Genomic DNA, 12,229 nt, shown 5'->3' with positions numbered 1-12,229 from the left:
CTATTTGATGGTGGCGAGATCGCGGACGATTCCCTGGTACACCCGGATCTGATCGATGTCGGCAGCGGCAAACTGTCCAATCAGGAATGGCCCGCTGGCGTTCCACGGCGTCCACAACGGGTTCATGGGTGTGATTACCGGAGCAGTGGTGGTGTCGACGTAAAGCCGTAACTCGCGCTTCTGCGCATCGAAAACGCCAATGAGGTGGTGGAAGTCTGTGGTAGCACCGGTTGCCGGAGCAGCCGCGATGGTGTCGGCGGCGGCGTTACTTCCCGCTGCCGGTAAGCGCAGCCGCCACTGCCCCCCATTTCCAGGCGAGAAGGCCAGGGTGAAGCCTGCCTGCGACAGGATCACCTGCTCGCGATCGGTGGCTGCCAGGCGAACCCACGCCGAGACCGTGAACGACTGATCGGGGTAGAGCACCGGCTCGGCGCAAGCCGCGTAGTCATCAAGCCCGTCAAGCCGCAGCCCGGTTCCTTCCTTTCCGGCGCCGGATGGCGGAATCTGCGCTCCACCAAAGAAGTCCAGGTCGTGTTGCATCCCTGAGCTGTCATAAGTGGGGCCTGGCCCGATCTCTTCCATCAGCCAGGTGCCGACGCCTCCGACCAGAAGAGCATCGCTGGCCCATTGGGCCTCGGCGAAGCTGACCCGGCGTTCCCACAGCTGGACTCCGGCCAGCGAACCCTTGAATCCCTTGCCAACCCGCGTCGGCCCGTTGGCGTCCCACAGCGTAATGCCGGAGACGCGGGCTTCTCTGGTTCCGTTGACGTACAAATCGAAGGCGTTGATGGCTTCGTCGTAGCTGACCGCTAGGTGTGTCCAGGTATTGAGGCGAGCTGGACTCGTGGAGTCGGCATTCGGATTCGCTGCCGCCCCAGCAGTATCCGCGGTCGTGCTGCGGAATCGCCAGACGCCCGAGCTTGAGTATTCGAGCGCGAAGAACTCGCCGCTGGAACCGCTCTGGCTAACGATGGTGCGGCTCGTGCTCAGGTCGCCCAGCTTCACCCACGCGGCAACGGAGAAGTTCTTCGTGGTGTCGTCAATTACCGGTCCGGAGGTCTCCACCACGTCGTCCACGCCGTCGAAGGAGATCGCCGTCCGTGAGACGCCATCGTTTCCGGGAAGGAGGCGGCCCGGAGCCCCAAGTGTCGCTCCATTAAGGACTGCCGCGGGAGGACTGTTGCCCGATTCATCAGCCAGCGTGGCTGCGCCCGCCGCGTCGTTCATCAGCCACGATGCGGCCAGGGGTCTGCCCGCTGCGACCGTGAACTGATAGCGGCTCGNCGCCTCGTTGCCAGCCTTGTCGATTGCCTTTACATACAACGAGTACGCTTTGGCGTTGAGCGGGGTCCAGGCGATGGTGACGTTGCCACCAGCTGCCGCTGGCACTACGGAGGTGTAGGGCGGATCCGACCAGCCCCACAGGTATTTCACCGTGTCTGGCGAAGAGGCGAAGGTGAAATGACCCGTGATCCCGGTTCCGCCTGAGGTTTGGCCCTCCTGGTAAACATCCCCTGTCACCGTGGGCGCTATAGGCGCAGTGAGATCGACCGTCCATTCACAACTCGCGCTCGCGTTGGACGTTAGGTGTGGGGTGGTCGACGGGGAGTCATCGGCCTTGGCGTGAAACGAGTAGATGCCGCCCTCCACACCGGCGTTGACGCTCATTCGTGCGGTGCTGCCGCTTGGCACCGAGTCCTGCTTGGCACCCGAACCAGGCTCCGCCGCGAATGCCGTGCCGTTCCACTTCGACCAGTAGAAGTACGTGTCCATGAGGTCGGTGTCGGCGTCGACCACCCGGGCCTGAAGTGCTGGCGTGGTGGTCTTGACCGCTGGGCGTTGCGGGCCTGTGGCACAAGGCTTCCCGTCAACCGTGAGGCTGTCTGGCGGGTTCGGCCTCGTGTTGAAGGTGACCCTGAGGCGGTAGTCATTGAGGAAGAAGCGCATGTAGCGCGAATTGACGGACTCGTTCGCGCCGTCCTTGGTGTCGGCGGCGGACAGCCCGACGGTGTAGAAACTCCAGCCTTCGTCCACCCCGAACTGCAGGTCGCTGGCGAAGCCGGTTCCCTCGAAGAGCTGGTTCGCGTAGTAACAGGGGTCATTGGCCTCGTTGGCAGACTTCACGCTGGCCGTGGCGATCCGTTCCTGGAGCTCCGGCCCGGGCCAGCTTTGCCTCGGGCTGCTTGAGATTGCTTTCGCGCGATAGAAGTAGGTGAGCGACGCAGAACACAGCCAGGTGTGGTCGGCCTTGCCAGCGATGTTGGCGCTGAGGATGGTTTTTCCCCGCAGCCCGGTGAGGGGAAACTGCAGGAAGCTGCGGTATCGCCGTCCCATGCCTGGCTCGGGCCCGACGATCAGGACCTCCGCCTCAGGCGAAGGGTCCGCGCCGGTCACCTTGGTGTCTCTTGTGTTGCCTTCACTGTTGTTGGAGGTGGCATAGGCCCATCGCGTCTGCGTCAGCCCGTCCTCGTGGTCTTCGTCCGAGGCGATCACGATGTCGGTGCCTTCGATCCCGGCACGGTCTCCTCCAATGTGGAGCTTGACCTCGGGTGCGTCCTGGCCGGTCAGGCGATGGCCGAATCCGGTCGGTGTCGCCCACACCATCAGGTCTACCCCAGGCATGACACTTTGGTAGGTGGCCGAATTCTTATCGACACGGGGTGCGGGCAACGGCGTGGGCCAGGTGAGCGTGGTCGTGCGGCCCTCTCGCTGGAACGTCACGAGCGGGCCTGAGCCCCCGGCGGAAAACTTAACGTTAGCCGCGGTACCGGCCGGAACGAGCCCGTCAGCCATGCGGTGCAGTGTGGTATCGATGGTCCCCCAGGTTCCGTCATGGCGTTTGGCGCGCTGCGGCACGACGGCGCTTTCCCAGGTGTGCGTCCCGTCAGGATTCGCAAACACCTGGGCGTATTCGGTGCGGGCCGTCTCGATCTCGACCCGCGTCCGGCACGCCGCGGCCATGGCAGTTGCCGCAACGGCATCCGCCGCAACAGCAGTGCACTTGGCGGGTGCGGCGAGGGAAAGCGACGGTCCGATCACGACAATCATCGGCCCAGCTGCCAAAGCAGCCAGGATGGCGTTTATTCGGCGCATGGTGCCCCTTTGGCGGATCCCAGAAAGCGTTACGTTGGTCTGGGCGACAATGAGGGACGGTGCCTACGCCACGGTTGCCATTTTGCTGACACGCTGCCGGGCCTTTTCGGCGTCCGCGGGCGCGATGGGGTCAAGCGCTAAGGCGTCGTGCAAATACTGCGGCGAATTCAGCAGCATGCCCAGGTCGGCCAGGGCCTTGCCCAGCTCGTTCCGCTCGGCTCGCTCCGTTGCGAAGACCCGGGCCTGCTGAAAACTCTGATACGCCTGGTCGCGCAGACCCGCCGCCGCAAAGAGGCCGGATGCTTTATTCTTTATCGACGGCGGTCGAGCTGGTTAGGAGACCTAGCCTTGGTGAGTACCTCAGGGATCTAGCCCAGGCATTTATCAACCGCCGGCATGGCCACTTTATGGCCTCAGAGCAGTCAAGGTGGTCCACGGCAATGGCCACATTGGAACAGAACCTGCGCGAATCCTAAAAGGACTTTCTTTGGGCGTCGGCTATCGCGTTGGGGTCAACCGGTATCCGGTCTCATCGCAGATCTCCGCTACGCGTTCGGCCCGCTTCTGCGCAAGCTTCATATCGCCGCCGACGGCATCCAAATGTGACAATATGTTTAGCGCATCAGCTTCCCGCAGTTTGAGCTGCGACCGCAAGGCTACGTCCAAAGCTTGTGTGGCCAGAGTGCGTGCTTGCTTATGATCGCCGAGTCCAGCGCACGCTTCGGCCAGCCCGAGCACGGCCCTAAGGTGCGCCCGTCCCGGGCGGCTGCGGCCAAGTTTGGCGAGGGATTCCTGATATGTGCTGGCTGCCTCCGGGTACCTGCGTGCCGCGAGGTGGATCGATCCGATTACAGCGGTTGCCCGGGCCGCTGCTAGCTCGAATCCGCCAGCGGCAGCCTTTGCCAGGGACTGCTGGGCATGATCCATCGCGCCTTCGAGGTCGCCGAGATGCCGGAGTGCGGTGGCCAGGTTTTCCAAAGCCAATGGTTCTACCCAGCGATCGCCGCTCGTTTGCGCCAGATCATGTGCTCGCCTGGCATAGTCGAGCGCCTTGGCGTATTCCCCAAGCATTTGATAGCTGGCCGAAATGTTCGATAAGACATTCGGCTGCGGATACTCTCCGTAGCGATCGAGTTGTTGCTGTGCCAAGTCAATTGATTCGGCAAGCATTCCCAGATCCTGATAGGCGCCACCAAGGTTGCCGAGCGCTAACGACTCGCCCAGCTGGTTGTTGTCTGCGCGGCAGCCGTCAAGCGCCGATTTGAAAGCTTCCATGGCTTCGTGTGGGCGCATCAGTTCCAGGTAGACCACCCCAAGGTTGTTGTGGGCGGCCGATTCGGCAACTTCCCATCCCGTTTGCTGGCAAAGATCGATGGTGTGCCGTAATTCGCGGATGGCGTCGTCGTGTTTGGCCTGTCGCCGGAGCACTCCGGAGAGGCTTAACCGGGCCGCCGCCTCCCCGAGCGGATCCGCGGCGGCTAGCGCTGCCTTCAATGCGGCTTCGGCGGTCACCGTCCACTCCAGAAGCGGGACTCGCATGTTGTAGAAACCGCGCAGTGAGTCAGTTAGCAGCCAGGCGATGTGAGAGTACGGCTGCTGCGCCGCGCTCTGCACGGCTGCAACGAGGTTCGGCAGCTCCTGAGCGAAAAAGGCCATCGCCGTGGGGACATCAGGGAAAGGCGCGACGCGGTGGCGCCATTTGGCTACGGCGGGGTGCCTGGTAGCCATAGGGTAGGCGGTCGCCGAAGCTTCAACGGTCATCGACAGATACCACTCGGTTAGCTGCCGCAGCGGCTCACCCGTCACGTGATTCTGCGCGGCCTGCTCGCGGGCGTGCTCGCGGATGAGGTCGTGCAGCGAGTACCGGTGTGCGCGGTGCTCGATAACGAGGCTGGCCGCGCATAGCTGGTCGAGCAGCCGGTGTGTCACGTGCGGGTCGAGGCCAGCCATGGCACTAGCGGCTTCGGCTCCGATCTCGGGGCCAATGGCTACCCCGAGCAAACAGAATAGCCGCTGAGCCGCTGCGGGAAGCCGGTCATACGACAGCTGAAAGGCGGTGCGGACGGCCGCGTCGCCATCGACCTCTAGCGCGTTTAGCGGCTGGTCGCGCATTTGGGCCGCGTACTCAGCGAGGCTCCAATGTGGATGGATGGCGAGATTGGCGCCTGCCATGCGCAAGGCCAGCGGCAGGCGCGCGCAGCGGTTTGCGATTTCGGCAGCAGACTGCCGGTCAGCGTCGCATCTGGACGATCCAATGATGCCTTCGAGTACCGTGTGCGCCTCGGCGGCTGTCAGGGTCTCAAGCGGCAGCCAATGCGCTGAGTGCGTGCCGATGAGCGATCCGAGCCGGGCACGGCTGGTGACTATCGCCGCATTACCAGCCGTCGCCGGAAGCAAGGGCTTGATTTGCCCGGCCGAGCCGACATTGTCTAGCACCAGCAGCACACGCCGCCCGGCAATTCTGGAGGCAAGCAGACTAGCCGCAGCCTCCTCATCGGCAGGAATCTCGCTTGCGGCAACGCCAAGCGAACGCAGCAACCGCGTCAGGCCGTCCAAAACGGACAATGGCTGGGAGTGCGAATAACCGTTGAGATTGAGGTAGATCTGACCGCCTGGATAGCTGCTCGCGACGCGGTGAGCCGCCTCGATAGCGAGAGTTGTTTTGCCGATACCCGCTGTCCCGGTGATAAGGGTGACGACTGGCCCGGCCTGGCTCTTCCTGCCCAGCAGTTGCTGCAGGAGCGCCACCTGCTCGTCGCGGCCGGTGAACGCCGAGGCCGGAGCCGGAAGGTCTTGCGGGATCGCCGGCGGCGGGCAGAGCTCATCTCGCAGCACCTTCACATGCGCCGCTTGCAGCATCGGTGTGGGGTCAATGCCTAACTCGGCAGCTAGCCACACTCGCGTGCGCTCATAGGCAGCAAGGGATTCTGCCTTGCGGCCCGCCTGATAGAGCGTCGTCATAAGCAATCCTGTGATTGGCTCCCGGCCTGGGTCTTCGGCATTTAGCTGCTGCAGCAGGGGAAGTGCCTCGTCGCGCCGGCCCAGCTCCACGAGCGTCGCCAAATGAAGTTCTTGGGCCGACAACCGTATCGACTCCCACGAGGCGGCTACCTTCTCATGAAGGGCCGGCCCAGCATTGTCGCCCAGTACCGGCCCCTGCCAAAGCGCTAACGCCCGTTCCAGTGTGGACAGCCGTTGTATGAGATCCATTTCGGACTGTGCTTGCCGGGTTAACGCCTGGAACAGATGCACATCGACCTCTTGCGGATCAATATGCAACGTGTAGCCAGAGTCACTGGCTGTAAGTGCATCTCCGGTGAAGGCACGAATACGGGCGATGTGGCTATGCAGGGTCCGTTTGGCGTTTTCGGGTGGCTCCTCCCAAAGGAGCTGGGTAAGGCGGCTGGCCGGCATAGGACGGCCTGCTTCGAGCATCAGCAGGCCGAGCAGGCAGCGCTCGCGGCGGCGATTCAGGACAACGTGCTGCCCCCGAAACTCCGCTGCAACGTTGCCAAGGACCCGAAACCGCATAATGCTGACCATAACTATGGGACGCAATGCCGTGTCAATTCGTTGTCAACAACGACGCGGGCGCCGGTTGCGATCGTCTTCGGGACGTTATTCCACGCGCACCTAAGGAGACAGATGAAGGGCGACAAGGGTATTGTCAACCCGGATGACATCCTTGCTTATGCAAAAATGTTCCCGGAGGTCATGGCTGACAGCGAGGTGGCCAGGCAGGCGGCTGGCCGCTGCACGATCGCCATGCCGCAGCCGTCAGAGGATTTCATCGGCAAGCGGCTGATTAGGGGCGCGGTCGGCCAGCCGGCCAGCTATACGGGGCGCTGATGGGAGTTTGCTGGCGGCGATTGCCGAATCCAGCGCATGCATAGCGGTGAGTGATCAGCTTGACCGGTGGGTTGCGCAGTCCAATTGTGTCGACGCAGAATGGCTGCTCCATGCCACGGCTTTGTTCCGCGAACCCCCGCGGCATGCTCGTCAGCACGCTGACAACCGTCCAATCTGATTGTCGCCGTCGCCCATCCGCGATCGCAATGCCGCCTCGCCTGAGGTCTGAACCAGCGAACACCGCCTTGAGGTCCGGCTGGGCGTCGAGGTACTGGTTGACTGCCGTGCTCGCAAGGTCCATCGAGCTAAGGCAAGGGGCTGTGCTCGCAGTTTTTGCTGGTGGTCTGGCTGAAGGGTCCAGTGCAGACGGCCGCAGGATCGCGGGCAGCGGCAAGGTCACGTGCTCCGCGCTGCACACGGCGCGGAGCAACAGGCCGGGATACGGCAGCACCCGCGAAAGAGTATTCGGGCTTCATTAGCTAGATGGGGTGTCACAGTACTTCAGACCTGCAGGTGCGGCCTTGCCTGACAGCTACGGCTCTTGCGGCAGACCTCGCGGCATTTCACCGTCCGGGGTATGTCCATTTTGGACGGCAGCCAGTCGTTACCTTCGCGGAGTGGAGCCGCTCCGTTCGCCGCGCTTGCGCCCGGATCGGGCCGAGTTTTGCGGCTGTCTGGGCTTCCCTTGTGAGACCTTAGCCTCTTCGTGAAAAGCGGCTCATGTCCGGACCCTGTCAGGCATGCCATCTTTTCGGTCAGTGTGGATAGTTCGTTTCCTTGCCCTGATGCTGTTGCTTGTATCCCCGGTCTTGATTGTTATGCCTGCCCGCGCCGAAGGGCCGACGCTGGCATGGGTGGAGTCGCTGCACAACAGTGGTGGGGAGTTCGCCGTCCATCCGGATGGATCAGTCACGATCACGTCCGGCTGCGGAAGCGAAGGAGCGACCGTTATCGAAACTGTCAGTGCGAGCCAGCAGGAACGATGGACTGTGCCGACGGGAGCTCAAGGCCTTGATTGCTGGCGTCCAACCACTGCCGCCGGGGACCAGATTGCCTATACACACGTGCGTGATGCCAGCAGCGGACAGCTGCTCATCGCCGCCCACCGCCACGGAACCCGCCTGTGGCTTACCGATCTGCCCGAGCCGCTTGTGTGCGCTGAACCCTTTCAGGAGACCGCAGCGCGAGACATCAAGGTCGGCGCCGACGGCAATGTTTACGTTCTCACCACTGCCGCTGCAGCCGACTGCCACCGTCGCGAATTCCGTGTCATCGGGCTTCGTGCGGCAGACGGGAGCATCATGTTCAGCACATCCTTCGCGCCGACTGAAGACAATGTCGAATTCTTCGATGCTAACGCCGCAGGGCTTGTCGCCGCGTCACCGAGTACAGCCTATTGGATTGCGTATACCGGGGAAGTGACCGCGACCGCCTCCTTGCCGGAAACCGATTTGGTTGAGGGATTCATGGGCAGCAATAACGCCGATGGCCGGTTTTTCGCCTTCCTCAACTTTCGCCAGCTGCCGCAAGGATGCCCCGCGGGCTCCACATCGGCTCAATCGGTGGTAGCGATCGACAACGGTCACATACGCTGGCGCACCAAAATAGTCGGGCACTGCACCGAACCCGTCGACATCGATGCACTCCCCGACGGCGGCGTCGTTGTGACGGTCATCGAGCGAGGCCGAGCCAAACTCATCCGCTTCGACGCGGGTGGGCACATGACGTGGTTGAAGGTCTATGGCCCGGACGTGATCGCAGCGATCACAACCATCGACGGCACCGGCTTGATCGTCGTGCAGGCCGATATCGACACTGGCGACACACGCCGGGCGCGGACGATTGTCTACTCAGCGGACAACCACACCGTGATAGCAGACTTCACCACCGAGCAATTCGACGGGCTGCACAACGGATTCGCCAACGCCACGCGCGTAGTGCCCGGCACGGACCTCGCCCCAGGACGGATATACCTGCCAGTGGTGCGATGTTTCGACTTCTTTGACTGCAACTACATCTATACCCTCTACGCGGTGACCGTGCCTGGCATCACGGGAGACTACCCTCGCGTCCAGCTGATCTCGTAGGCGCCGCAAGGGTCACATGAGTGATCACCGGATGCCAAGCCCTTCCGCTTGGCACGCCATGCGGAGATGCCGCATGGCGCAACGGCTGCGTTGCACGCGAACTGACGCGGGCGACGAGACCAACCCAGCACCTACCTTCCACCGATCCGGGTACGAAAGATTTGACGCTCGTTAGCGGGTTCCGGCGATCGAACAACCTGGCTACACCAGGAATCCGCCACGGGCTATGCCTCATCCTGGCCCTGTTCCGGTTGGCGTTTTGGTTGCTTCGAGCGCTTAGGGCTTCGCGGGGTCCAAGAGACTCCCGCTTCGCGTAATTGCTTTGCCACAGTCGCATCGAGCTTGCCTTCACGCTTTTCGAGACGGCGTTTCTGTAACCATTTGCCCAGCCGTAGCCCGTCAGCGGTGATGTGGCGCGACGGTATTTCGGTGTGACCGTGCTCGCCACGAAACTCCAGCAGCGCAGGCAGCATCCGGGCGGCGTACTGCTCCCGCTTGGCCTCCCACGGCGACAACGGGTCAGCCCACGACTTATCGATGCTCGACAGCCGTTCCTGCAGCAGCGGATTGAGCGTTCCTGCACGAAGTTGGTTACGCCGATCCGAAAGCCACCACCCGAGGCCCACACCGGACGGTGCGACATATGCCTTCGGCACCCGCACATGGCCATAGGCATCGAAGTATTCCTGAGCCGCCTGCAGCATCGGCTGGTAGCGCCCCAGACCGCCCAGAACGGTGACGGTCCAGCCTGGCGCAATCTCTTCCAAAGCCGCTGCGATCGATGGATCAAGACGGCCATTGGCATACGCGGTACGGCATCTAGCCAGAAACCCGCCCAAATGAACCCCGTTCACGACCTCACGCACCCGTACCTGCAGATGCCCATGCGTCTTGGCAAAAGACCGTGCCGCTCTTAGCACCTGCGTTAGCCGTTCGGCACTAATTTGCATCCGCGCCGGCTCGCTCGAGGACCGGCCACTTCCGGTGGCTGACTTCTGGCCAGGCATAGGAATCATTTTCCACACAGCAAATGCAGGAACCAAACCCGCGCGCGAGTGGCGCCGACGTTGACTTTGTATAACAAACCCCTACGCCGGATGCTGGGCTTACTTCAAATTAGGCGCTGCCGATAGTCGCAGGATTCGTAATCTGTTTCCTGGTAAGGGTTTTCGCCTTAGCAGGATTGTCGCGTTTGAGTCCCCGATGGTTCTGTGACGCGGATGCTTGCCAGGATGGGTGAGTTTCCGCAGGCAGGGTGCGCGGCGGATCGCCAAGGCTCTACTCCGTCCGGTTGGCAGATCCGGGATTGAAGGATCGCCTGTTCAAGCCGCTATCGTGGCCGGATGACGCACAGCTTTCGGGGGGCCGCCGCAGTCACCGTAGACGGCACTGTCGTCCACCAGATCCCTCACACCGCCACGACTTTCTACAGTTTGGCCTCGGTCGGCAAACACATCTGCGCGGTAGCAGTTCTTGCCGCAGGCCTCGACCTGCACCGCCCGGTGATGCACTGGCTGCCGGACTTCCCCGATGCGAGGGTCACCCTGCACCACCTGCTCAGCCACACCTCAGGCGTCGGGCACTGGCGGCCGGAGATACCCGGGTTCGATGTGGATGCGACCCTGCCAGTGCTGGAGCGGATGTCGCTGTTGCAGCAGGCGCCACTTTTGTTTGAGCCTGGATCATCGTGGCTCTACAGCAGCCCTGGGTACGCTCTTGCCGGCCGTGTGCTGGAGGTCGCCACCGGGCAAGACTATTCGTCCTATGTGAATTCACAGATCTTTGCTCCGCTCGGGGTCGCATCGATACTCGCAGGTGATCCGCCAGCTGGGGCCACTGTGGCCTCCGGCTACCGTGACGGCGAGCCCATCGAGACCAACGCCCTGAGCGCGCTGCCGGGCACCCGTGACATATGGGCGACGGCTAGCGGCCTGGCCGAGTTCAGTACGCTGCTCCACAGTGGACAGCTCCTGTCACCGCCTACGCTGGCGCTCCTTGGCGCCGCTCACTATCCCATGCCGCGCCAGTTTGGCTTGGTGACGACGTCCAGTTACGGCTACGGCTTGTACTCCGCCGTGGTGGACGGCAAGGCGGCCCTGCTACACCCAGGCGACAACCCGGGCTTTCGGACTCTGGTCGTCTGGTTCCCTGAGCCGCGGGCATGCATCGCGCTCCTATCGAATGAGGAGACGACGGATCCACTGTCCGTCCTGCGCTCCCTTCTCCGCTACGTCCCCTAAGCGACCCCACCCGCTTCCCGCCGGTGCGCCCATCCAAGATCACATGTCGAGGTCGACAACGGCCAGTCACAAGACAATCCTGCAACGGCTGAAGCGGCATAGCGGCCAGTAAGGCGTTCGAGAGTCTCTGACACGGCTCGCACAGCCCGCAGCGACGCGCTCGCTGCTGCGCAGGGACCGGAACGAGACTAGATATAGGGATGGTTGCGTTCTCCCCCTGTCCCCCGCCCTCGGCCTGTCTGCCACGCCTTGGGTGCTCGAATATGTAGCCCGCCACCGACGACAGGTGCAACTCAACGCCGACCACCAACTCGCCGCAGTCGCCTACCTTGGTGTGGCACACGCCCGCCAGCTCAGCGTCACCGTCAAAGACCGAATGGTGAACGTCGCCGCCTGGTACGAACACATCGACCTCTTGACGAAGCTTTACTCGGTCTTCACCCCAGCTCACCGCCGCTCATACCTCTGGGATGGGCACAGCTTCATTCAAACCAGTGGCGCAGATCAGCCGAAAGTACTCGCCCCGAGCAAAGACACGAAAACAGGTGACCCCGTAACACTCTCACCGCCTGCGATGATCGCGATGCCATGCGGCGGCACACTACAGTTCACCGGCGGCAAGGCTCACCTCGGCGACACAACATACGAACTCCTGCCACATGGTGCCGTCGACGACATGGCATGCGGGTATGCGCAGGTGCCCGTGTTGGGGCGCGGAAAGCGTCGGCTGCGCCCAGGTGGGCGGCCGCTAGGTCGCTGTCTGAGGGTTGCAGGTTTGCAGGCTTGTTTTGGGCGCCATGCCCATTGTATGGCTGGCTGCTTATGGGGTTGCCCGGTGATGTCCGGCCTGTTGNGNNCGNGTGGATTGCCATCATGGGCTTGCCGGTGTTTGGGTTGGCCAGGCGAGTCGCGGTGATGNNTTCAAATACATAAACGGGTAAGTGTGTGCATGGAGTGTGC

At 62.6% G+C, this 12,229-nt stretch carries 6 protein-coding genes; 3 read left to right on the top strand and 3 right to left on the bottom strand.

Going from position 1 to position 12,229, the window contains the following annotated elements:
* Together A3E1_RS49290 and A3E1_RS0103840 are read right to left on the bottom strand one after the other, a co-directional pair.
* Positions 1-1,227 (bottom strand): LamG-like jellyroll fold domain-containing protein, encoded by a 1,227-nt coding sequence (locus A3E1_RS49290; protein WP_456064338.1) that lies wholly within the window; start codon positions 1,225-1,227, stop codon positions 1-3.
* A gap of 2,364 nt (positions 1,228-3,591) precedes the next feature.
* Positions 3,592-6,624: an AfsR/SARP family transcriptional regulator gene (locus tag A3E1_RS0103840; protein ID WP_169454365.1), complete on the bottom strand. Its 3,033-nt coding sequence runs from the start codon at positions 6,622-6,624 to the stop codon at positions 3,592-3,594.
* Between the two features lie 114 nt (positions 6,625-6,738).
* On the opposite strand from A3E1_RS0103840, the gene A3E1_RS45895 reads away from it, so the two are divergent.
* Positions 6,739-6,942 carry a hypothetical protein gene (locus tag A3E1_RS45895; RefSeq protein ID WP_083929345.1) on the top strand — a complete coding sequence of 68 codons (204 nt, stop codon included), beginning with the start codon at positions 6,739-6,741 and terminating at the stop codon, positions 6,940-6,942.
* A 785-nt stretch (positions 6,943-7,727) separates the two neighbouring features.
* The gene (locus A3E1_RS0103830; RefSeq protein ID WP_020519419.1) at positions 7,728-9,029 is read left to right on the top strand and encodes a hypothetical protein; all 1,302 of its coding nucleotides are present in this window, start codon (positions 7,728-7,730) and stop codon (positions 9,027-9,029) included.
* A gap of 224 nt (positions 9,030-9,253) precedes the next feature.
* Here A3E1_RS0103830 and A3E1_RS0103825 read toward each other — a convergent pair whose 3' ends face one another.
* The gene (locus A3E1_RS0103825; RefSeq protein WP_281167365.1) at positions 9,254-9,979 is read right to left on the bottom strand and encodes a helicase associated domain-containing protein; all 726 of its coding nucleotides are present in this window, start codon (positions 9,977-9,979) and stop codon (positions 9,254-9,256) included.
* A gap of 393 nt (positions 9,980-10,372) precedes the next feature.
* Here A3E1_RS0103825 and A3E1_RS0103820 point away from each other — a divergent pair, with 393 nt between their 5' ends.
* Positions 10,373-11,269 (top strand): serine hydrolase domain-containing protein, encoded by an 897-nt coding sequence (locus tag A3E1_RS0103820; RefSeq protein ID WP_020519417.1) that lies wholly within the window; start codon positions 10,373-10,375, stop codon positions 11,267-11,269.
* The last annotated feature ends 960 nt before the right edge of the window (positions 11,270-12,229 follow it).

Source organism: Catelliglobosispora koreensis DSM 44566, from assembly GCF_000379685.1.
Taxonomy (GTDB): Bacteria; Actinomycetota; Actinomycetes; order Mycobacteriales; family Micromonosporaceae; genus Catelliglobosispora; species Catelliglobosispora koreensis.
Note: the sequence above shows the minus strand (reverse complement) of the source record. Positions and strands in the feature narration are given on the sequence as shown.

Bases quoted from the DNA above. Each gene is read 5' to 3' on its own strand.
- A3E1_RS49290 (WP_456064338.1), bottom strand. From the start codon at position 1,227: ATGAACGACGCGGCGGGCGCAGCCACGCTGGCTGATGAATCGGGCAAC.
- A3E1_RS0103840 (WP_169454365.1), bottom strand. From the start codon at position 6,624: ATGCGGTTTCGGGTCCTTGGCAACGTTGCAGCGGAGTTTCGGGGGCAG.
- A3E1_RS45895 (WP_083929345.1), top strand. From the start codon at position 6,739: ATGAAGGGCGACAAGGGTATTGTCAACCCGGATGACATCCTTGCTTAT.
- A3E1_RS0103830 (WP_020519419.1), top strand. From the start codon at position 7,728: ATGCTGTTGCTTGTATCCCCGGTCTTGATTGTTATGCCTGCCCGCGCC.
- A3E1_RS0103825 (WP_281167365.1), bottom strand. From the start codon at position 9,979: ATGCAAATTAGTGCCGAACGGCTAACGCAGGTGCTAAGAGCGGCACGG.
- A3E1_RS0103820 (WP_020519417.1), top strand. From the start codon at position 10,373: ATGACGCACAGCTTTCGGGGGGCCGCCGCAGTCACCGTAGACGGCACT.